Origin of the sequence: Peribacillus simplex (genome assembly GCF_001542915.1) — a bacterium.
In the GTDB taxonomy this organism is placed as follows: domain Bacteria; phylum Bacillota; class Bacilli; order Bacillales; family DSM-1321; genus Peribacillus; species Peribacillus simplex_B.
In genome coordinates this window covers 1-22,860 of sequence record NZ_LNNH01000016.1, presented here as the reverse complement: position 1 = coordinate 22,860, position 22,860 = coordinate 1, and the positions used below count along the sequence as shown (strand labels likewise).

General features: G+C 41.3%; 17 protein-coding genes and 1 pseudogene. 14 read left to right on the top strand and 4 right to left on the bottom strand.

The features are described from left to right. Positions 1-202 precede the first annotated feature (202 nt). The 7 genes from AS888_RS09415 to AS888_RS09385 all read left to right on the top strand — a co-directional run bounded on the left by AS888_RS09415 (position 203) and on the right by AS888_RS09385 (position 9,317). Positions 203-1,096, top strand: coding sequence for a hypothetical protein (locus tag AS888_RS09415; protein WP_061141925.1), 894 nt, complete (start codon positions 203-205; stop codon positions 1,094-1,096). Positions 1,097-1,374: 278 nt separating this feature from the next. Further along, complete coding sequence (locus tag AS888_RS09410; RefSeq protein ID WP_061141969.1) at positions 1,375-2,994, top strand: amidohydrolase; 1,620 nt, start codon at positions 1,375-1,377, stop codon at positions 2,992-2,994. Positions 2,995-3,096: 102 nt separating this feature from the next. Next, entirely contained in the window at positions 3,097-4,329 is a 1,233-nt protein-coding gene (locus tag AS888_RS09405; RefSeq protein WP_061141924.1) for a Zn-dependent hydrolase, read from the top strand. A 125-nt stretch (positions 4,330-4,454) separates the two neighbouring features. Continuing rightward, positions 4,455-4,655 (top strand): DUF3311 domain-containing protein, encoded by a 201-nt coding sequence (locus AS888_RS09400; RefSeq protein WP_061141968.1) that lies wholly within the window; start codon positions 4,455-4,457, stop codon positions 4,653-4,655. Beyond that, complete coding sequence (locus tag AS888_RS09395) at positions 4,652-6,136, top strand: sodium:solute symporter family protein (protein WP_061141923.1); 1,485 nt, start codon at positions 4,652-4,654, stop codon at positions 6,134-6,136. Before AS888_RS09400 ends, AS888_RS09395 begins: the two co-directional genes overlap by 4 nt. Before the next feature lie 62 nt (positions 6,137-6,198). Then, positions 6,199-7,059, top strand: coding sequence for a nitrilase-related carbon-nitrogen hydrolase (locus AS888_RS09390; RefSeq protein ID WP_260320176.1), 861 nt, complete (start codon positions 6,199-6,201; stop codon positions 7,057-7,059). A 458-nt stretch (positions 7,060-7,517) separates the two neighbouring features. After that, entirely contained in the window at positions 7,518-9,317 is a 1,800-nt protein-coding gene (locus AS888_RS09385; RefSeq protein ID WP_061141921.1) for a S9 family peptidase, read from the top strand. Between the two features lie 93 nt (positions 9,318-9,410). Here AS888_RS09385 and AS888_RS09380 read toward each other — a convergent pair whose 3' ends face one another. Continuing rightward, positions 9,411-11,477, bottom strand: coding sequence for a Na+/H+ antiporter (locus AS888_RS09380; protein WP_061141920.1), 2,067 nt, complete (start codon positions 11,475-11,477; stop codon positions 9,411-9,413). A 993-nt stretch (positions 11,478-12,470) separates the two neighbouring features. On the opposite strand from AS888_RS09380, the gene AS888_RS09375 reads away from it, so the two are divergent. Further along, the gene (locus AS888_RS09375) at positions 12,471-13,409 is read left to right on the top strand and encodes an MBL fold metallo-hydrolase (RefSeq protein WP_061141919.1); all 939 of its coding nucleotides are present in this window, start codon (positions 12,471-12,473) and stop codon (positions 13,407-13,409) included. Between the two features lie 91 nt (positions 13,410-13,500). On the opposite strand, the gene AS888_RS09370 is transcribed toward AS888_RS09375, so the two are convergent. Then, positions 13,501-15,108 (bottom strand): FMN-binding glutamate synthase family protein, encoded by a 1,608-nt coding sequence (locus AS888_RS09370; protein ID WP_185113066.1) that lies wholly within the window; start codon positions 15,106-15,108, stop codon positions 13,501-13,503. 680 nt (positions 15,109-15,788) lie between these two features. Between AS888_RS09370 and AS888_RS09365 the strand changes: the two genes are divergently transcribed. From AS888_RS09365 to AS888_RS09355, 3 genes are all read left to right on the top strand, one after another. Further along, positions 15,789-16,136 carry a PadR family transcriptional regulator gene (locus tag AS888_RS09365; RefSeq protein ID WP_061141918.1) on the top strand — a complete coding sequence of 116 codons (348 nt, stop codon included), beginning with the start codon at positions 15,789-15,791 and terminating at the stop codon, positions 16,134-16,136. Then, complete coding sequence (locus AS888_RS09360; protein WP_061141917.1) at positions 16,123-17,115, top strand: HAAS signaling domain-containing protein; 993 nt, start codon at positions 16,123-16,125, stop codon at positions 17,113-17,115. The genes AS888_RS09365 and AS888_RS09360 overlap by 14 nt, the downstream gene beginning before the upstream one ends. 248 nt (positions 17,116-17,363) lie before the next feature. Continuing rightward, positions 17,364-18,158, top strand: coding sequence for a class I SAM-dependent methyltransferase (locus tag AS888_RS09355; protein ID WP_061141916.1), 795 nt, complete (start codon positions 17,364-17,366; stop codon positions 18,156-18,158). A gap of 341 nt (positions 18,159-18,499) precedes the next feature. Here the strand turns inward: AS888_RS09355 and AS888_RS09350 are convergent, their stop codons facing one another. Further along, the gene (locus AS888_RS09350; protein ID WP_061141915.1) at positions 18,500-19,030 is read right to left on the bottom strand and encodes an IseA DL-endopeptidase inhibitor family protein; all 531 of its coding nucleotides are present in this window, start codon (positions 19,028-19,030) and stop codon (positions 18,500-18,502) included. Positions 19,031-19,681: 651 nt separating this feature from the next. Between AS888_RS09350 and AS888_RS09345 the strand changes: the two genes are divergently transcribed. From AS888_RS09345 to AS888_RS09335, 3 genes and pseudogenes are all read left to right on the top strand, one after another. Then, the gene (locus tag AS888_RS09345) at positions 19,682-20,083 is read left to right on the top strand and encodes a sporulation protein (RefSeq protein ID WP_260320175.1); all 402 of its coding nucleotides are present in this window, start codon (positions 19,682-19,684) and stop codon (positions 20,081-20,083) included. A 22-nt stretch (positions 20,084-20,105) separates the two neighbouring features. Further along, positions 20,106-20,986 (top strand): annotated as a pseudogene (locus AS888_RS09340) (mechanosensitive ion channel family protein). 402 nt (positions 20,987-21,388) lie between these two features. After that, positions 21,389-22,597 (top strand): MFS transporter, encoded by a 1,209-nt coding sequence (locus tag AS888_RS09335; protein ID WP_061141965.1) that lies wholly within the window; start codon positions 21,389-21,391, stop codon positions 22,595-22,597. Positions 22,598-22,739: 142 nt separating this feature from the next. On the opposite strand, the gene AS888_RS25010 is transcribed toward AS888_RS09335, so the two are convergent. Then, positions 22,740-22,860 (bottom strand): transposase (locus AS888_RS25010; protein ID WP_155645441.1); only part of this gene is annotated, 121 nt, incomplete at its 5' end.

The window sequence follows — 22,860 nt, the reverse complement described above, 5'->3', positions numbered from 1 at the left end:
TATATTGCGCTCCCTGTGTTCAATGAATAGGAAAGAATTTCTTTTACGTTTCTTGTTCGTTTATGAAGAAAAATATTTTTCCTTCCCTATGAGAAGCAAGCCAATTTTTCAAAACGAACCCCGGGCCAATTTCCATTACCACATGATTAGAATACTTTGATACAATATTTTAATGGAACGTACCGTAAAGGGAGCGATTTACTTGGAAGATTTTCAAAGGGACTTGAATCATGATCGAGAAGAATTAAGAAAGATAAGGTGGAAACAGCATCGTCTCCAAGTTACACAGTTATTCGAAGCCGTTCTTTCAAAGAAACCGATGGTTAAAAAAGTGGCGATCATCGGTGCTGGGAATTGCGATGATCTCGATCTGGAATATCTTGCCGCCCGATGCCAATCGATTCATTTATTTGATATAGATCAGGAAAGTATGGAAAAGGGTATAAAAGGCTTGCCGGAGCTTGCCCGGAAAAAAATCCAGCTGGTTAAAATCAATGTTACTGGTCTCGATACAATCGGTTTTGATGGTGATTTATCCTTGATGTTGGATCGAGGTGAAAAGGCAGGGGTAGTCATACAGTATGTAAAAGATACCGAGAATCGGTTAAGCCAGCTTTCGGAACAACTTTTCGCTGAGTATTCTTTTGAGTTTGACATTGTAGCGACCTCTGCCATTTACACTCAGCTTTTTTATAATTGGGCCATGGATTTGCTTGCTGAGCATGGAGACAACTACCCGGAAAACGACGTTGAACGGATAAAAGATGCATTCTTGGATTTAAGGGACGAGATCGTACGTACACTGAGTCACTCCCTGTCCAAATGTATCAAGAAAAATGGGTTTTATCTTACATGGACGGATATTTTGAAAATGAAGCCCGAGTATAGCGATGCCATCAACGAAGGGATTAATGCCGTTTTTACCTTGGCAGCCAATGTAGGCTATGGAGCGTCATTGATAGGTCTGAAAGCCTTTATGGAAGAAGTCGATAAAAGGGAATTAACCCTTCGATATTGGTCATGGGATTTTAATGTCGATAAACGGTATTTGACGATTGGGGCAATCGGGAGGATTTGTGAAAGTGAGAAGAACTAAAAACGGATTTCCAGGGGAAATAAGCACATCTGCGCTTATTTCCCTTTTTTCTTATTCAACTACCTCCTAAAGGGATGAGGCAGAGCATCTTAAAAGAAGATCTGACACAAGTAGATGAAAGGTATAAAAAATTGATTGAAAAATTAACTATTTGTCTAATGATTTCCCAATAAAGAATGGATAGAATGAATCTACCGGAAACTGAATATTCAAACATAAAAAGGGAAAGGCGTGCTCTAGAAAATTTTTTATTGAGTAAATATGAAGGGGGTGGGCGCTTGCTAGCTGATATCGTGTTCGTGAACGGTGAAGTCATTACAGTTGATCGGAAGAATTCAGTAGCCGAGGCCATGGCAGTGAAAGGAAATCTAATCTCTGCAGTTGGAACCAATCAGGAGATGGAAGCTTTTATCGGAGAAGATACGAAAGTGGTCAATTTGCGGGGGAAATCATTACTTCCAGGCTTCATAGATTCCCATATTCATCTTATATTGTACGGTGTCAATCAGTTGGCAGTAAGCTGTAAAGCGGAACATATCAAATCAGTCGCTGATTTGTTAGATGACTTGAAGAAGCAAGCAGCAACAATCCCAAACGGTGAATGGATCCGCGCATGGGGATTCAATGAAACCGCGGTGAAAGAAAAGCGATATCCAACCATCGCTGAGTTGGATGCCATATCAGAAAACCACCCGGTCATGATAACCAGGACATGCAGCCATATAAGTGTGGTGAACCGGAAGGCGTTACAAATAGCAGGAATTGATGAGAGTACAGTGAACCCGCCAGGTGGAATCATTGAAAAGGATGAAGGTGGGGCGATCACTGGCAAACTTATTGAAACGGCACATATGATGATCGCCGAACGGGCTGGTTATACGGAAAGGGACCTGGAGAAGGCAGTAAAAATCGCTTCGGAACATTTCATTGCCGCAGGGATAACCAGCATTCATGAAGCGGGTGCACATGGACCTGATAGTTTGCGAATCATGCAGCAAGCGGTTAAACAAAACGATATCCGCGTCCGCATTTATGCGATGATCGGTTCACTGAACAAATCGCATGAATTCGTCAACAAAATGGTGGCTGCGGGGGTCGTAACCGGAACGGGGGACGATCGATTCAAAATCGGTCCGGCAAAATTGTTTACGGATGGCAGCAGCACGGGTCCGACCATAGCCACTAGGGAGCCTTATTCAAGCGATCCCGGCAATTTCGGCATCCTCTATTACACGGAAGAGGAAATTTATCAGGTGTTGGGTGAAGCACATGCCAAAGGCTATCAAATTACCGTGCATGCCCAAGGTGACAAAGCGATAGACATGTATTTGAACTGTGTGGAAAAGGCTTTGAAGGAATCTCCAAGAAAGGATCATAGACATCGAATCGAGCATGCAGGAATATCTACGCCCGATTTGCAGCGGAGGATGAAGCAACTTGGAATCATCCCCATTCCCAACCCGCCATTCCCTTTTGAATTCGGTGATATATATATCGAGCATTATGGGGAGAGGGTGAATTATATGTATGCCGCCCGTGATTATATCGATAACGGCATACTGGCTGCTGCTGGTTCCGATGCTCCCGTTACGGATCATAACCCTTTATTGGGCATACACGTAGCAGTAAATAGAAAAAGCAGCTCCGGTGCAAGCATAGGCACGGCACAATCGATTCGGGTATTGGAAGCGATCAGGCTATATACATGGAATGGAGCTTATGCTAGTTTCGATGAAGCGATCAAAGGCAGTATCGAGGTAGGGAAGCTGGCCGACTTAGTCATCTTGAATGATAGCATTTTGAAGGTCAAGCTCAATGACATAAAGGAATTGAAAGTGGAAACAACGATTTTAAATGGAGAAATACTATATAATAGCGAAACTTTGGTAGGAATATAGAAGAGGGAAATAGCTTTACAACCAAGACGTTCACTTTCGATTTTGTAAATGCGCGCATGAATGATGGAGCATGTAATGTAATCATGAAGGGGGATATTCGCTATGAAAAAACAAAAGGTAATAATCAATGGGGATAGGCTGAGCCGCACGCTTGAGGAATTCGCCGATTTTGGACGCACGGAAAACAACGGAGTTACACGGTTATCCCTTTCGGAGGAGGATCGGCAAGTCCGTGACTATTTTTGCTCCTGTTGCAAGGAATTGGGAATGACCATTCAGGTAGATGATATGGGTAATATTTACGCTACCTTAGCCGGCCTTGAAAACAAACCGCCCATTGTGATGGGCTCACATATGGATACCGTCAAAAAGGGAGGCCGGTTTGATGGAATCTTGGGCGTAGCTGCGGGACTCGAGGTCGTTCGGACTTTGGTGGAAAATAATTTCCAGCCTAAAATCCCGATTATGATCGTCAATTTCACAAATGAAGAAGGAGCCAGGTTCGAACCTTCCATGATGTCATCGGGCGTTCTTTCCGGTAAATTCGAAAAGTCCCTGATGCTGCAAAAGACGGATAGTGAAGGGAATACCTTCGAAAACGCTTTGGATGAGATTGGCTATGCAGGGGATGAAGCGGTGCGTTTAAAAGAAGCGACTGCATTTTTAGAGTTGCATATCGAGCAGGGCCCCATCCTGGAGCGGGAATCTTTAACGATCGGAGTCGTTGAATGTGTCCTGGGGATGGTGTGCTATGAAATTGAAGTCACCGGGGAGTCCGATCATGCCGGAACCACTCCGATGAATATGAGAAAGGATGCCTTCTTCACTGCCAATACCTTGATCATGGAGGCCCGGCAAAAGTTAGCGATGCTTCATGACGAGTTGGTATTCACGATGGGAAGAGTCAATGTTCTTCCTAATATCCATACGGTCATCCCCAATAAAGTGGTGTTTTCATTAGAGGCCAGACATAAAGATCCGAAGGTCATCAAACAGGTTGAGGAGATCATTGCAGGTTTTGCAACAAATGGTTCGGAAAATGACTGCGAGATCCAAGTGAAAAAATTATGGGACAGGAATACGGTTTGGTTCGACGAATCAATTTGTGATTTGCTTGAACAGTCGACGATCTCACTAGGGCTGCCTTATAAAAGGATGGTTAGTGGAGCCGGACATGATGCCCAGTTTATAGCTAGTTATATCCCGACAGCCATGATTTTCGTTCCAAGCATCAACGGAAAAAGCCATTGTGAAGAAGAGCTTACTGCTTGGGAGGATTGTGAAAAAGGAGTCAACGTCCTATTGGAAACTGTCCTTACGATTCAATCCAAATGAGAGGAAGGCCCAGCGAAATCCTTTGACAGATAGAGATGCTTACCTGCCATCAGTTTGGAGGGAATGCCCGCTATGCTGATGGCGATTCATCCGTGAGAGAATACCTATTACAGGGAGGGTACAAGTTGAATGCTATCAAACTATTGCTTTTTGTTCCATTCATAGGGTTCCTTGGTTTATTGCCTTTAGCCAATAAAGTGGAGCCATACATATTGGGAATGCCATTTTTGTTATTTTGGGTCGCATTTTGGATGGTGATGGCATCAGTGATTTTGATGATCGTCTATAAGTTCGATCCTGATAATGAAGGGAGTGATCTCGATTGAACATTTCGTTACTCATCATTTCCTCCTTCTTGTTTTTAGCTCTTTATTTGGGGATCAAAGCAAGAAAAGGAAAGGATATGGATATGGAGCAGTTTGCTTTAGGAGGCAGGGGCTTCGGAACCTTCTTCATTTTTTTGTTGATAGCAGGTGAAATTTATACAACCTTCACATTTCTGGGCGGAAGCGGGTGGGCTTACTCCAAAGGGGCTGCGGCTTATTATGTACCTGCTTATATCTTTTTGGCTTACGTCCTCTCATATTGGCTCGTCCCTAAAATCTGGAGATATTCAAAACAACATTCGATCATCTCCCAGCCTGAGTATTTTGCCTCTAAATTCAAAAGCCGGTCAATGGGAATGATCGTAGCGGTCCTGGGTAGCTTAGCCCTTGTTCCGTATATTGTCATCCAGCTTAAAGGATTGGGCATCATTGTTTCAGAAGCTTCATATGGAGCCATCTCCCCGGTGGCGGCAAGTGTCATCGGCGCCATCGTAGTTACGACATATGTCATGATTTCAGGCATTCACGGTTCAGCATGGACGGCAATCCTTAAGGATTTCATGATCTTGGTAGTAGTGATTTTTTTGGGGATTTACATTCCTTTTCATTACTTCGGCGGCATTCAGCCCATGTTCGAAACGGTACAGGCCGCTAAACCGGAAATGTTAATTTTGGCAGATCAAGGGTTGAGTCAATCCTGGTTTGTGTCTACCGTTTTGCTGAATGCACTCGGATTTTATCTTTTGCCACAAACTTTCATGGTCGTATTATCGTCGAATGGGGAAAGAACACTTAGGAAAAATGCGATCGCTTTACCCTTGTATACACTATTATTGCTATTCGTCTTTTTCATAGGTTTTGCCACTATCATGGAAATCCCTGGACTGCAGGGAGCAGATGGGGATCTTTCCCTGTTAAGGCTGGCAATTCAAACGTTCGATCCATGGATGATAGGCCTGATTGGAGCAGCAGGCTTATTGACGGCGCTAGTTCCAGCCTCGGTGATGCTAATGGCTGCCTCGGTTGGTCTGACAAATAGCTTTTTCAAAGTTCTGGTCCCTGCTGCATCTGAAAAGCAGCAATTGGTCGTCTCAAGAATGATCATCATAGCTATCTCCATCATTGCTTTAATTGTAACGATAACAGGCGGAGAAGCGCTCGCCATCTTGAATATCATGTCATATAGCCTGATAACCCAGCTAGCACCTGCCTTGTTTTGCAGTTTGCCAAAAAACAATATCATCAACAAATATGGTGCGATGGCAGGGATCCTGGCAGGTGTACTGATCGTATTGTATGCCACGATTGCCGATGTGAAAATAGCGACCTTCTTGCCTGATGTGCCTCACGTAATCAATGATATCAGTACAGGCGTCATAGCCTTATTTTTAAATTTGCTAGTAACGATCATCGTAAGTTCATTGACTAAGCATATGAATATAAAAGGGACGGAAGTGGAAAATTTAAATAAAATTTCCTGATCGATTGTGGTCATCTGTGCAGGAGCAGGGACATGACTGACGGAGACTATGGGAGGTGCTTCGTGAAAATCAACATATCGGCTTGCCAATTCAAGGTCGAAAAAGTGTCGACGTTCCTTGAATTTCAGAATCAAGTAGAAGACTTGATCAGCCAAGTGCCTGTAGACTCGGATTATATCCTTTTTCCTGAACTGTTTACCATCGGCTTAGCAGCGACACATGAAGGAATGGATGAGACATCCGTAATCAAGATTGCTGAATATGCGAATCAATATAAACATCTTTTCAGGACGATATCAAAAAAGAGGAAGCAAGTGATCATTGCTGGTTCACATTTGGAAAGTCGGAAAAATGAATACTACAACATAGCCTACATTTTCGACAAGGACGGAACATGTGCCGAGCATAAAAAAACTCATATCTTTCCTGCCGAAGCAAATTGGCATACTTCCGAGGGGAATGATCTGGATGTGTATTCCATCGGGCCTGTCAAGATTGGAATAGCGATTTGTTATGAAGCGGAAATTCCCGAAGTTTCAAGAATATTGGCCATGAAGGGGGCAGACATTATTTTTTGCCCCTCATATACGTTTACGGAGGCAGGTTTTTGGAGAGTGCGCCATTGCGCGCAAGCACGCGCAATCGAAAATCAGGTGTACTTCGTTCATTGTCCCACTGTAGGTGAACCGGGAGGACCGCTTCCGAGTGGATATGGCCGTGCAAGTATCCTTAGCCCCTGTGATAAAGCCTGGACAGCCGATGGAATCGTAGCCGAGGCAAAAACGGCCGGACAAACTGTCATTACCGGCACGGTGGATATGGAGGAACTTTATCGAAACCGTAAAAGCGGTGCAGCTACCACTTTCACCGATCGTGACCGCCGCAAGGCCTTGTATGCTAAATATGAGCCATATAAAGGCTGATCGTCTTTTTGTAATCGAAAAGGACTGAATTTTCTAAATATATTGTCGGATGGGCCCATTATAATATGTAACCATTTCATCTTGTACCATATAAAGAGCGACCTTATTTATGGCTGTTATGATGTCTGTATTGGCAGGAGGAACAAAAATAATGTTTCATCAAAATACCATATATATCGTTGGCGAAGCCAAGGCTGCTTTCCACTCTCCAAACAGCTCTATACACGTAAGAATAGATGAAATAAACACATCGGGATACGGCGAGGAATACGCCGGGGCCAGAAGGTATATCAATTGAACTAATCAAACAGGGCGAACGCTGCCGAATGGTAAATGAGGGAAGCAGTCTCCTGATTGATTCGAGTTATGGTGGGGATGCCACCGATTAATCTGAATCGAAAGGGAAAATATGGTACAATAATTAAGGAGTTATCCAATAAAAAAGGGGGTTTTCAATCATGATCACTTTTCCAAAACCTGATGTTGAGCAATTTTTACGGACATTTTCCATTGGCGATTTTATCGTAAGCCCTGATGAAAAGCAGTTGGTTTTCAGTACGAATTTGAGCGGCAAGTATAATCTATGGGGAATGGATTTACCCAATACGTTTCCATACCCGCTTACATCCATCGATCAAAGCTGCCAGGAGCTGTTATTTGATAAACAAGGTCGTTTCATCATAGCCGGTTTTGATCAAGACGGGAATGAAAACACCCAGTTTTATGGGATTCCTTTGAGGGGAGGGACCATGAAGGAAATCATCAATCATGAAAATACCCGGAATTTCATGCCGATTTTATCGAATGACAGCCAAAGGCTTTATTACACCACGTCGAGAGGAAATCCGTCCTTTTTAAATTCCTATTGTTTAGACCTGGAATCAGGACAGGAAACCCAAATACTCGAGGGGGAAGATGCGGCAACCTATATCATTGGTTTCAGTCCTGATGAAAAAACCTTTCTTTATCACAAGCACTATGCAAATACATATTCCCTCCTCTATGCGAAGAGTGGAAGCTGTGAGATTTTGCTTACCCCTCCATCCGAGAAACAACATACAGTCACACACGGTGTTTTCGTCTCGGATTCCCTGATTTATTTATTGACGGATTATGATTCGGATTACACTTACTTGGCCTCTTTTAATCTAGAAACCGATCAATTTACGAAAATAAAAGAATTGAAAAGTGAAAGCTTTACGGCCCTTAAATATAATGAAGAATTACAACTGTTATTTGTTGCGAGCGAGAAAGGCGTAGTCGATCATTTATATGAGCATGATCTGAAAAATGGGGACTGGACGAATATCCCGATTCCATGCAGTGTCATTCAAAAACTTGAGGTTGCAAGATCAGGTGCACTCTACTTATCTGGCATGAGCGCAACCAAGCCTCATAATATTTATAAAAGAACCGGTGATGAGTGGGAACCATTGACTTTCTACACGGTCCCAGGTGTCGAGACAACCGAATTGGTGGAACCGGACATCATTACCTACCCTTCCTTTGATGGCTTGGAGATCGAATCGTTATTTTTTCGGGCAAACAAGGAAAATGATACTGGCGAAGTCATTTTCTGGCCTCATGGCGGTCCTCAAGCCGCAGAACGCAAATTTTTCAGAGCATCCTTTCAGTTTTTCGTGAACAATGGATATAGTATTTTCGCACCGAACTTTCGCGGCTCCACAGGATATGGCTTACAATTCATGAAAATGGTAGAAGGAGATTGGGGGCATGGACCGCGCCTTGATAATATAGCCGGTCTGGATTGGCTGATTGAACAAGGATATGCCCGAAAAGGGAACATACTATTGATGGGCGGAAGCTTTGGCGGGTATATGGCGTTGCTGCTACATGGACGTCATGCCGAGTACTTTAAGGCGGTAGTCGATATTTTTGGTCCATCCAACCTATTTTCCTTCATCGAATCCGTTCCTGAAGACTGGAAGCCAGTCATGGATCAGTGGGTTGGGAATCCGGAAAAAGATCGAGGGAAATTAATCGAGTACTCGCCTATTACCTACCTGGATTCCATGACCAAACCCATGCTAGTCGTACAGGGGGCGAATGATCCGCGTGTCGTTAAAAAGGAATCCGATCAAATCGTGCAAGCCTTGAAGGACAAGGGAAGAGCTGTCGAGTATATGCTCCTGGAAGATGAAGGACATGGTTTTTCCAAAAAAGAAAATGAAATGGCTGTCTATCGAAAAATACTATCCTTCTTAAATCAATATACAGCAGTAACGGAGAACGTTTAAATAAATCTCGATCCAATAAGAAAAACCCTGCCGGTCACATATAGCAGGGTTTTTCTTATTCATCTTTTGTTGGTGTATCATTCACTTCTTTGATCAATTTTGGATCATGATCATTTCATCATAGACCAGGTTTTGTCTAAGCGCCGTAGCCGTTTTGGAGGATATCCGATCTTCTTCGACCAATTGCTGAATGATATCTCGTTCGATTTGCATGGCATTCAATTGAAAATGACTCACCATTTCTTGTAAGTTGGTGGCTTCCTTTTCACTTAATGTACCGAATGGATTCAAGTACCGATTATACCTTTGGATGACAAGCATCACTTCATGGCGGTTTTCTGGTTCAATTTGTTGTTTGATTAAAGAAATGGCTGCCTTTGATGCTTCTTTTTGTGCTTGACGGAATTCCTTGATCAGGTCCGCGTTTTTATCGAGGGAGTTCTCTAACTTTGCTTCCCATTTTTTATCCCATTTGACATTAAGCTTTTTCTTGAAAAGGATAGCTTGCAATGAAATCCAAACTCTTTGCAAAAATGATTTTTGTACATAATTCAACGTTCGTGAAATGTACACCTTATATAGCTCGTGGGTCGTTTCTGATATCGATCCTTTTTCGACCAATCCAGAAACGACTTCCAATTCAGCATTCGCCCCTAGCTTGACTAAATCCTGTATCGTCTTGTTATCCGGCCTGTTCGTTATGCCTCGCTCCAAATCTATCAGTTGTTCGTTCAGATCATCCATCACTTGATAAACGGCTTTCTGATTATCGCTATTGGCTTCTTTGCTCAGCTGATGAATCGTTTTGTTCAATACGATTTTATAAGCTTCATCAGTGCTCAGGCGTTCGTCCTCAGATTCAGCCGGTGCCTTTACAAGTATCGGCAAAAGGAACGTGGCTAATAGGACACTTAACAAAATGACGCACGCTGCGATGAACAAGACTGTATTGCGCATCGGAAATAAAGTGTCATCCGGCATGAAATAAGGGATGGATAAAGCGGTAGCTAAAGTTATGGTTCCATGAATGCCGCATACGGATGTCAAGATGGCATACAGTGTTCTTGTTAAATTCTTATCATCGCTGACTTTGATTTCATCTCGATGGATCCGGGACATAATGAATTGCTCTAGCGGATTGACCCTATTCTTGGTGAATGTATCATGCAGGAAGTATACCCAAATAAAACGGATCACCAATAATAATAGAACGATCAATACACTTATCCCAAAAAGGGAACCCCTATTTAAGTTGGACTCGATTTCCCGATAGACGCTCGGCAGCATGAATCCTAATAAAGTAAACACAAGCCCATTCAATAGATATCCCAATACTGACCATATATTCGTTGATACAATTTGCAATTTGGTTGTGGTATTTTGAAGGCGATCGCGTTCAATGCCATGAATGACACCTGCGGCCACTACCGCCAAGATACCGGAAACATGGAATTCTTCAGCTACCATGTAGATGGCAAAAGGTGTAATGACCTCCATTACGATGGACATGGGGATTTCTTCAAGTCCTTGAACCCGTAAAAACAATCGTAATTTAACGATTAAGTAACCCAAAAGAAGACCGATGAAGATCCCGCCTATGGCGACAAAGATGAAATTGAGCGATGCATCTTTAATGGAAAATGCACCTGTCAATGCCGCAGCCAAGGCCACTTTAAAAGCAACGATACCCGCGGCATCATTGAAAAGTGACTCACCTTCAAGGATCGGCAGCATATTGCCGGGCAGCTTCAATCCCTTTGTGATCGATTGGACTGCTACAGCATCAGTAGGAGTGATTGTGGCAGCTAAAGCAAAAGCGATGGCCATCGGCATATCCGGAATCAGCCAGTGGATGAAAAAACCTCCAGCAAACACAGTGACGAAAACAAGCCCAAAAGCAAGCAACAAAATAGGCTTGCGCAATTCAAGCATTTCTTTACGGGATGTATTCTTGCCTTCTGTAAAGAGTAATGGTGCTATGACACAAATCATGAATAATTCCGAATGAAAATCAAGCGATAAGTGAAATGGCAATAATGAAAGTACTGCTCCGGCGGATATTTGGTATATCGGTAATGGGATACGGGGCCATTTGGCATTCATGATGGTAGCGAGTATGGTGGAAACCAATAATCCGATCATAGTGATTAAAAATGACATAAAATCCTCCTATCTAAATGTTAGTCAGGCTGCAACTGATCCATTTATGAAAGGACAAAAAAACAGGGGGTTTTAAAGTAATGAATCAATCCTTTAAAAATGAACCCCTACTTCATGAGTGTTGAATTAATTTTCAGCATCGACCTTTGTGTAAATAGACATATTTTATTAACATACCCTCGCACCGATTCGTTAATCCTGTTGGAACAAAAATTATGACAATAAGGAAAGCGGATGGTATCCGTGCATAAAATCGGGGTCAGCGCATCTGGACGATCAAGCAAGAATCATCTAGTTTCAAGAAGGATGGCCAGATGCATTCCATCATTATGTAGGTATATGACAGTACTGTGGATTTTATGGAGTTCCATAAGTGGGTAGTCCTTGGTCGTCATATCGGTGATTCCTCAGTATTTTTACCTTCCATGTACATTATTTGCCCAAAGCGAAAAACACCTTCCGAAAGTACTTCTTACTAACTCTTCAGGCTTGTTTTAACATGCTTCATTCTCTTTTTACCTTTTGGTAGTCCAAAATTCAGGGTTTTTTTATCTGAAAAAATATGACACCATTATCAGGCTAACTTATTCCCATATTCAGCGGGGACTAAGTTAGCCTGATTTTTGTTGCACTCAATTGGGATTACAGTAAAGCTTGCTTGGAGCACTTCATACAGTGAATACATGTAAAATTAGAAATATTTAGGTTTACCTATGCTGTGATTCACTTACCGTATTAACCCAACAGTTTCCACGTCTAGACAAATCGCTTCACCAATCCTGTTTATTCGATGTACATTCGCAAAGGAGGTATAAACGCTTCTTTTACATTTCCAAGCTAAATTTATGCGATCGGTTTTATCAAGGTTTAGCGTAACATCTAACAGTTGGATAGAGGAAGTTCAAGAAATTCGTCGAATTGATTAATTTAGCGCTTTTTTTGTACTCATAAAAAATATGAAATTGAATGCTACATCGGAGGGAGAAGTTATAGTTGCTGAATGAATTGAAAGTTACGCAAGTTACCATTCCTTTGCCTTTTAGGCTTGATCATGTTCATTGTTTCCTAGCAGAAGGTGAAAAAGGATGGACGATCATGGATACCGGATTAAATAATGAAACGACAAGGGAAATATGGAAGCCCATTATCGGAAAGCATGATATTCGTGATATTATCATCACCCATTATCACCCAGATCATTTCGGTTATGCAGGAACCTTACAGCAACTAACCAATGCTGATGTTTGGATGACACAAGTGGATGAACAGGCCGGGAAAACGTATTGGGAAGCGAAATCGCTCAATCTCCTTAAAGAAAGCTATGATGCATGTGGATGGGAAGATGATATAGCCACTGCCTTATCGGGTGACGAAAGCAGCTTTATGCCACAAGTGAAACCATATCCTACGGTCAATCATCACCTTGAAGAAGGGATGCATCTGCGATTTGGCAAATGTGAGTATGAGGTGATTTTCACGCCGGGGCATGCTGATGGCCTGATATCACTATATAATAAGGAAAATAGTGTTCTGTTCTCGACAGATCATATATTGCAAAAGATCTCCCCTAATATATCTTACTGGTTTAAAGGTTTCAGTAACCCATTGGAAGAATTTTTTACCTCATTGAAAAAAATCCAAAAGTTGGACGTGGAATATGTCATTCCTTCACATGGAAAGCCCTTTCGAAATGCCAATGAAAGAATCGCAGAATTATTGGATCATCATCAAGACCGTTTGCAAGTCATTCATGAAAAAATGAAAGAGCCGATTACGGTAAAAAGAGGATGTCAAATCCTATTTGGAAATCTACCCATTCACGAATCCAGGTTTGCGGTTGGAGAAACGTTGGCCCATCTGGAATACCTTCTTTTGAATGACCAATGCAGAAAATTCACTCGTGATGGGATTTGGTATTATCAAGCCATTTGATGGAATGAATGATGGGGGAGAGCATGTGAACAACTGTCAAGAATCCTTCTGCCTAGAAAGCCATTGCCCATAATGAATGAGCGGTTGCTTTTCATTCACTAGCTCTAATTAGTCCCTTTACTTCTTTCAGGATGTCTTCAAATGGTGTGACAATCCCTTTATCGTCCTTATGGCAAATATGTTCCGGGCGAAAATGGATGGGTGAATCCAGTCCAGCTGCAGCTGAAATCCGAAACAACCCCTCTCTAGTGGTAACAAGAAAGTTCGTAACGTGATATTTCTTCTCATCAATGACAAGTGCTTTCTGTAATTCGGGATCAGTGGTTGCTACCCCGACAGGGCAAGCATTGGAATGGCATTTCATCGTTTGGATACATCCTATGGAAATCATGAACCCTCTTGCAATGTTCACAAGGTCCGCTCCCATTGCTAAAGCTATGGCAATTCGATCGGCTGTGAACAATTTCCCGGAGGCGATAATTTTAACCCGGTCTCGGATTCCATATTTTTCAAGGGTCGAAACTAAAATAGGCAAAGCGGATTTTATCGGTAATCCCACACTATCGGTCATTTCCTGGTACGAAGCACCCGTACCCCCTTCTCCGCCATCCAACGTGATGAAATCCGGACCCATCCCGCTTTTTTTCATATACCGGGCAAGTTCTTCAACACTGTCATTGCCGCCGATGACCATCTTGATACCTACTGGAATCCCTGTATGATCCCTGATCTTACCGATAAAATCACACAGGGATTCTACATCCTCAAATTGATGGAACCGATTCGGGCTATCGATTGACTTATAGGGTACAACGCTACGAATCTCTGCGATTTCCGGATTTACTTTTTTTGCATCAATATGCCCTCCCCGTGTCTTGGCACCCTGAGCCAATTTAATCTCGAAGGCTTTAATTTCAGGAATTTCACTTTTTCTTTTTAACTCATCCCAATCCAATTCCCCAACACTATCACGGACACCAAACATGGCAGGACCGATTTGCATGATTATATCGACTCCCCCTGCTAAATGATACGGCGACAGACCTCCTTCCCCCGTATTCATCCATGAGCCTTTTGCTTGAGCCAACCCTTTGGAAAGCGCAGTGATCGCGTTCTTACCCAAAGAGCCATAGCTCATGGCCGACATCCCGATCAGACCTTTCAATCTAAACGGATTTTTCGTGTCCGGACCAATGACCACAGTATCAGCATCATCTAACAAAAATGCAGAAGGTTCCTTATCCTCCAACTTTTCCACACGCTGTGAGAAAAGCGGGTCTTTTAATAGATTGTATCTTTTCGTCTTCACTTTTATTGCCCGATCGAACTTCGTTTCTTCGGTCAATTTTGGAAACATACTATTCTTGACAAAAAAGCCTTCTTCATCAAAATCTCGTTTAGATCCAAAACCAATGACATCATTTAAATATTTTGAGCTTTTTACCATGTGTTCATAATCATCCCGTGAAAATGGCTTACCTTCTTTATCACTGTTAAACCAATATTGCCGCATTTCAGGGCCGAGTTTTTCCAATAAGTACCGTATCCTTCCGAACATAGGATAATTTCTTAAAATCGCATGATGCTTCTGGTGTCGGTCAAAGAAAATCATATAAATAATAAACAGAACCAAGGCAATAAGGATGAAGAAAATAACGGTAAATCCAATAATGATCATTAGATTTGAAAGGCCATTCATCGAATCCCTCCTGGTGTGCAGAAAGAAATTCTGTATGGGTAAACTGCGAATATACAAAATCCCCTGCACTTTTTTAGATAACTAGATAACTTGATTGAAAATACCATTTTCAATCGTTCGGATAAGCTGATTTTTCTGTCAACATAAGTCAATCAAAATGGCTTGATCGAAGGATATGAATCTTCATCTGTGGTTCCATTGGTTGGATGCTTTCAATTGGAGAAGTGGGTAAATCGTGTTGAGGAAGACGTGAAGTATGTAGCATGACCATCGCTCCCGATTAAAGGGGGGATATATCCAACATAACCATATGTGCGGATTCTCTTCTTTTCTCGGCCCATGGGGAACGTAAGATAATAAGGTAAAAGGGAACTTTGATACACCTAAATACGATAACTCATTCATACCCAACATCTCTTTGGTAATATATACATATTATTACATAATGAAACAAGAAAAGAAATAAAAAATGATGAATTATACCTAGGTTTGTATGGGGATTTGTAAAAAATATCTATTACAAAACTCGAAACCAAATGACGGAATATGAGGAGGCGCATCGCGTTTCTTTTTTTATGAAGAATATTTATATTTTGATGTTGGTGTTAGAACTAAAATAGTGTATGATGCATAGCATAAGGTATGGTGTACGACATATAGTATAGAGAAGAGGTGATTGGATGAGTACATTGCTGAATTCTTTGACGACCGAGCTGCGAAGGGGCACTTTGACTTTAGCGGTCCTTAGTCAGCTCAACACTCCCCAGTATGGATACTCGCTGGTCCAGCGACTGGAAAAATCGGGAATTTCCATCGATCAGAGCACGTTATATCCCTTGCTTCGCCGCCTGGAGAAACAGGAATTGGTGACAAGCACTTGGGATACTTCTGAAAGCAGGCCGCGCAAGTACTATGCTTTAAGTTTATATGGGGAAGAAATTTTCAATCAATTAAAACAAGAGTGGGAAAAAACGTCTCAAGAGCTATATATATTATTAAAAGGAGAGGGAGAAGATGGAGCTGATTGAACTTTATATTCAGGAAGTAACCCGCAGGCTGCCAGAAAAAAACAGGGAGGATATTGCGCTTGAGCTTCAATCCACAATCGAAGATATGCTTCCGGAAGATTATAATGAGCAAGACGTGAAAGAGATCCTTATCAAATTAGGAGATCCGGTAACACTGGCAAGCGGTTATAGAGATCGGCCAATGCACCTGATTGGACCGCGTTATTACGATGTTTATGTCAGTCTATTGAAAATGATTTTACCAATCGCCGCTGTCATTTCATTGATTTCATTAATTGGAGATAGCACATTTGCAAATATCGGTGATAAAACGGTAATGGAAGTGATCCTCCGCATCATTGGAAAAGGCATCGCAGGTATCATCAGCACTGCCATCCAAGTATTTTTCTGGTTAACGCTTTTGTTTGCCCTCCTGGAACGTACGGATACTTCCAAAGATCATATGCCTTTAACGAAAGGGTTTAAACGCTGGACACCAGATGATTTAAAACAGATTCCAAATATTTCAAAGAAAAAAGCGATTCCTAAAGTCGAGATATTTGGAAGCTTGTTAGGTATCGCTGTTTTCGCTGCTCTTTATTTCAATGCATCCAGCCTTCTGGGTGTCTACGAGACTGGTAAAGACGGACTCCATTTTGTGACACCTTCTTTTAACCAAGAAGTATTGAATTCCTATTGGCCGCTCATTTTCAGCATCATCATTTTAGGTGTCTGCCTTGCCATTTATAAATTATTGGCAGGGCAATGGACCAAAAAGCTCGCTTGGCTTCACACCTGTTATCAACTGCTCACGACGATTACTCTCATCATCATCATCAGTAATCCGCAGTTACTGACGAACGAATTCATCATATATATGACAAAACTTTTTCCGATTGATGAATGGGAAGGCCGGATCTACTGGGGTATTATCCTCATCTCCATATTTTTCGCCGTATTCGATTCTATTCAAGGTTTTCGAAAAGGGAAAACCCGCTAAGGCACTCCATCCTCACTATGCTCAATTTGTTGAAAAAAGGTTTCGGAATGGTCTCCCATTCGAAACTTTTTTGATTTTCCCCTCAATGCTTCGACTTTTCTAGTTCATCAAGCAGGCTAATGCATACAGTGTCCATTTTTTTCATGCCAACGAAAATCACTAGCAATGCAGATTAGTATAATGATTAGCTCTTGAATAATATGATATCATTTCTATAGGTTGGAAAAAATATACAAAGGGGAGTGTCGATGGATGTGAATTTTGGAAGAGTGGCAAAAAATTATGCGCAATATCGAAATGACTTACCTATGGAGGTAATGGAGAGTTTAAAGCGTAGAGGAATTGATTTTACCCATAAAAAAGTGGCAGATTTGGGTTCTGGGACGGGGGTATTAAGCCGAGCTTTAGATGTTGAAGGGGCAGTCGTTGTGGGAGTGGAGCCTTCAGCAGAACTAATAGCGCAAGCGAAAGAATTGGATAAGAGTGAAGGTCAGGTAATTGAGTATATGAATTCATGCGCAGAATCGACGACCTTGAATGAGGGTTTGTTTGATTATGTAACCGTTTTAAGAGCATGGCACTGGTTTAACCGAGAAAAAACCCTTGCTGAGATAAAAAGGATTTTGGCAGGAAAGGGAAAATTGATCGTAATGGATTCAGGCTTTATATCCAACCGTAAAGTCATAGCTGATACACTTCAAATTATTAAAGCGCATATGCCTGACGGAGAGCTGAGACCTGCGGGCGCCAAAGCGCAATCAAAACAATTTATCAATGGATTTCCGGTGGAATGGTTCAAGGAATGGCAGGAACATGGATTTGACTTAAAAGAGACCTATAAGTTCCATTACGAAGTATCATTTTCAAACGAAGATTGGTGCGGAAGAGTCGGTTCACTATCCTGGCTTTCAGGATTTACAGAAAAGCGGCGAAATGAAATACTTCATGAAATCCTTACCCATTTAGGAAAAGAATACGGAGAAATACTACATACTATCCAACATGGATGCTATATAACCATATTGAATCAGTCATATTCTTAAGCACTTTTCTTGCCAGCATAATTCATCTAGGTGTCTGGAAGGTAAAGCCCGTATTCACGAGTAAGGTCATCATACTCAGGAGTGAAGCTGTGTACTTACAAAATAATGCACGAAACCGCCTTGGATTTTTGTGGGGAGTAACGGTTCAAAAAGTATGTAAAAGCACAAAATCAAGCCAAATTCACAATAAAAAGCATCGAACTTGCAAGGAGGCGACCGAAACTTACCATTAAGCATGAACATGCTCTTACATCAAAATTCTTCTTAAAGTTTAAAAGATGAAGCACCAAAAAGAATGCCCCGCATCTGAAATGACAGACGCGGGGCATTCTTTTCTTAAGTTATTGGACGGCATCAAATTGATTTACTTTCCATGTGGATCCTGATTTGTAAAACGTAACGGTTCTTTTGACTGAATCGCCATCGACAGTAGGGACAGTTAAATTATAGGTTCTAACGTTTTGTTTTTGTTGGACCGATTTGATTTTGGATTTTTTCCATTCAAGCATGCCATCGCCATCACCGACTGGGCGGGCCAATTTTCCTTTATGTGTAATGTAATGATAGTTTGTTAATCCTTTTTCAATAGCATTATTAGTAAATGTTTCTCCTAAATAAGTAACCAATTTATCTTTTGTATTGAATTCCTGACAAAGATACGAGTACTCTGTTCCTTTATAGTTGAATGTTTTTTGTGTGCATGAACGATTTTTGTAACCATGTAATGCATTCCAGAAATGTTTGCTGGCATTATCGGCTATTTTAAGTGCATTTGTGTCAGATAAATTCTGTGATGTGGTTTGTGCTGTAGCTCCCGTGCTCAATGTGAAAAATAAAATGATGGATAATAGCATACCTGATATTTTATTCATACTTTCTCTCTCCAATCCCTTTTAGGATGATTATGTAACGAAAGTGTAATTAATATTACAATTGTTACATTTATATTACAACAAGTTTGACAGAAGTAAAAGAAAAATCTTCTAAAATAATCAATATTTTTATGATTCTTTAAAAAATACATATTTTGTTCATTTTATTCCTACTAAAACGAATCATGCCCTTATCGTTACTGAATGTTCCAATAAATAGACATCCTTTCTGAACATGCAAGTAAGAAAGGTAAGGAAGAAACATATCTTGGCTCCCTTTGTATATTTCATATTCCCCGAACATGTTCGGACAAAACCTTATATGATATCTGAATAAGATTCACAGTTTCCAATCCATATCAGAAATTCGCCATACATAAGGGTTTGACAAACTTTCCAATCTTACCGTATGATAATGAGTATAATCTCCTAAGGGGAGTAGCTTTAGCAGCAATGTCGTCATTACGGAGCTCCAGGCTCTCGGCGTTGTTGGCAGCATAGTGCTGTTAGCCAGACCTTACCTATTGGTAAAGGTCTATTTTCTGTTTGAAAAACCTTTACCGAAATCGGTGAAGGTTTTTTGAGTAGACCATCATCAATTGTTCAGCTGATGGCAAATGGTGATGACAAAAACAAATAAATATAAATGGAGTGTATTCTTTGATACTGAGAAAATCTTTGTTACTTTTAGGAATAGGGTCTGCACAAATCGATTTGATCCTTCCAAAAAATACGTATAAATCCGGGGAATGCATAAATGGGTATTTCTTGATTAAAGGTGGTACCCTGGAGCAAAGAATAAGAAGGATCGAATGCGATCTCATCATGGATACTCATTCTACGGGAATGGAAGAGATCCTGAAGACGAGTACGATTTTGTCTACCAGGGAAATAAATTCTGGGGAGAGTAATGAAATTCCTTTCAACTTTTGTCTGCCAATGCTCAAGGATCCGTATAAAAAAGGTGTTTCCTATCGCTTGAAAACAAGGCTTGTCCTTGATAAAGGGATAATAGGCAAGGATGATGACTGGATTTTAATCGATTCGGAATAAAGGCGGAAATGGAGTTGGCAACTTGAATATCTTAGATGTTACGGAGCGTGCTTTTGATTACTTGGAAGAATTTTTATTAATGAGGCTATTCTTATTAGCACTGCTGCTCATGGCTGTTTATTATATTTTGAATAAAATGGTCGAATGGTTTTTTAAACGGTCAAGTTTTTTTGAGGAAGAAGTGGAAAAAACGATACAGGGCGTTACACGTTCTTCTCTTAGGTATGGAATATCCGCACTTTTTCTCATATATGTGATTGGACAGTTTATAGACTTAAAAGGGATACTTGCCGGAGCCGGGATTGTAGGGGTCGTGATCGGGTTTGCCGCTCAGCAAATGCTTAAGGATATTTTATTAGGGTTTGTAAGGCTGTCGGATAATGAATTCCGCGTCGGGAATTTCGTGGCATTCAATGGGACAAGTTCCGGAACTGTGGAAGAAATCGGCATTCGGTTCATGCAGATCAGGGAATGGTCTGGAAAACTGCTGACCATTCCGCATAGCGAGATTAGGACGATTCAAAATTTTAATAAAGGGAGAATGCGAATCATCGAGCGAATCACGGTTAGTTATCAGGAAAATCCAGACAAGGTGAAACGATTGCTTGAAGATATTTGCCTTACCTGTAATGAGAAATTCGGTGAGAGCCTGCTCAGACTCGAGGACGGGACACCTGAAGAAGATTTTCGATATATCGGCATTACCGATTTAAATCCGAATCTGAAATATGTGGGCTTGAGCTATGTATAGTGGGGCTTGTGAAGCCAGACGATTACTTTGAAACGTCAAGAAATGTAAGGTTTGAGATGATGTCCGCTTTACACGAACATCGTATTCTGATGCCATCTTCCCATTTACTTGTCCAGGCAGAGCCGAATCATGAACACTTGATGGAAAATTAATAAAGAAACAGCCCGCTAAAATTGAGACCTTATATACTAAAAATCAAGGACTTTCTGCTTTAAGATAGTCCTTTTACATATTATAAAAGCAAAAATTCATCTTGATTATTCAGAAAGGTTCAATTATTATATAATTAACATAAAATGGAAGGGTGAATTCGAACAATGATCATTTAATCCTATTCTTGAAGAAAAAAAAGCGTGTTAAAAATACGATTTTTTTCTGGATAGGATTGGTCTGTACATAAAAATACAAACAAAGATCATTGTGTCCCTTTCACGAGGGGTATTATGCCTGTTAATTTGTATTGTGCCGCCTCCTGTCCAGATATTAAAGCAGGAGGTTTTATATTGGAAAAAAATAAATCAGCACCTTCAAGTAAAAAAGAGTCCAACATATTTATGAATCCTGTCTTTCGTGCGATCATCTTTTCCGGGTTATTTTTGCAAATAGGGATATGGGTCCGGAATTTTGCCGTTTTGTTATTCGTCATGGAACGGACCAATGGCGATGCTTTTGCGATTTCCATGATATCCGTGGCGGAATTTGCCCCCATTTTCATTTTTTCATTTATAGGCGGGACCTTCGCAGATCGCTGGAGACCTAAAAAAACAATGGTATGGTGCGATATTTTAAGCGCATTATCCGTATTCGCCGTCCTTATCGCTCTTATCTTCGGGACCTGGAAGGTAGTGTTTTTTGCGACATTGATTTCGGCAATCCTTTCTCAATTTTCCCAGCCATCGGGAATGAAGCTATTTAAGATGCACTTACCAGAAAGTCAAATCCAAACAGCAATGTCCGTGTATCAAACCGTATTCGCCGTATTCATGGTATTAGGGCCGATAATCGGTACATTTGCTTTCCAATCATTTGGCATCAACATCTCGATAGCCATTACCGGTGCAGCGTTTTTACTTTCAGCAGCTGCCCTCACATTCCTACCAAAAGACCGGAAATTGGTTGAAGAAGCGGATAAAACGACCTTATGGCAGGAAATGAAAAGCGGAGTGAATTACGTGCTGCGGAAAAAAGAACTGAGTTTGCTTGGATTATGTTTTCTCGGAGCGGGTCTTGGCCTTGGCTTCATACAGCCGCTCTCCATATTCCTTGTTACCGAGCGTTTAGGGCTGCCGAAGGAAAATCTTCAATGGCTATTCATGATGAACGGTGTCGGTATGATTTTAGGCGGGGCTGGTGTGATGATCTTCGCCAAAAAGGTGGCACCACAACGGTTATTGGCCCTTGGAATGCTTATAAATGCCCTTGGATTGGCTGTACTGGGACTGTCGACGAATCTTTGGCTTACACTAACAGCCGAGTTCTTTAATGGATTAATGCTGCCTTGTATCCAGATCGGAATCAACACCTTGATACTGCAGCGGACGGAAGGTGCGTTCATTGGAAGGGTCAACGGTATATTAACGCCATTATTCACTGGTTCGATGGTAGTGACCATGAGTGTGGCAGGCATGTTGAAAGAGCAATTTTCACTCATTGCCATGTTTGAAACGGCGGCATTCTTTTTTATTCTTGGGATGGTTTTCATTTTGCCTTTATATAACCAAAAGGCGGAAACGAAATCCTTGGAAATTCAGCAGCAGGAATAAGAGGGAAGGGGAAGCAGGGAGCACACTCCCTGTCAGTTTGTAGACAAAAGGGGTTCGGAATTAAAAAATTCCGAACCCCTTTTGAAATTCCTTTGAAATTTTGACCAAAGGTTACGAGATTTGGGCTCTTCGAGCCACTATGTTAAGCCGTTTTAGGACCTTTCCATGTCCAAGTGGCCATCTTCTTTACATTCATGGCAGCGAAAGTAAGCATCGCCTGCATCGACAATTTTTTAAGTCCCCTTAAAGTAGTCCAACGCATA

What these genes read in the sequence shown, in the direction of transcription:
- AS888_RS09370 (WP_185113066.1), bottom strand. Translation starts at nt 15,108, where the DNA reads ATGAATGGCCTTTCAAATCTAATGATCATTATTGGATTTACCGTTATT.
- AS888_RS09385 (WP_061141921.1), top strand. Translation starts at nt 7,518, where the DNA reads ATGATCACTTTTCCAAAACCTGATGTTGAGCAATTTTTACGGACATTT.
- AS888_RS09360 (WP_061141917.1), top strand. Translation starts at nt 16,123, where the DNA reads ATGGAGCTGATTGAACTTTATATTCAGGAAGTAACCCGCAGGCTGCCA.
- AS888_RS09365 (WP_061141918.1), top strand. Translation starts at nt 15,789, where the DNA reads ATGAGTACATTGCTGAATTCTTTGACGACCGAGCTGCGAAGGGGCACT.
- AS888_RS09335 (WP_061141965.1), top strand. Translation starts at nt 21,389, where the DNA reads ATGAATCCTGTCTTTCGTGCGATCATCTTTTCCGGGTTATTTTTGCAA.
- AS888_RS09355 (WP_061141916.1), top strand. Translation starts at nt 17,364, where the DNA reads ATGGATGTGAATTTTGGAAGAGTGGCAAAAAATTATGCGCAATATCGA.
- AS888_RS09380 (WP_061141920.1), bottom strand. Translation starts at nt 11,477, where the DNA reads ATGTCATTTTTAATCACTATGATCGGATTATTGGTTTCCACCATACTC.
- AS888_RS09350 (WP_061141915.1), bottom strand. Translation starts at nt 19,030, where the DNA reads ATGAATAAAATATCAGGTATGCTATTATCCATCATTTTATTTTTCACA.
- AS888_RS09405 (WP_061141924.1), top strand. Translation starts at nt 3,097, where the DNA reads ATGAAAAAACAAAAGGTAATAATCAATGGGGATAGGCTGAGCCGCACG.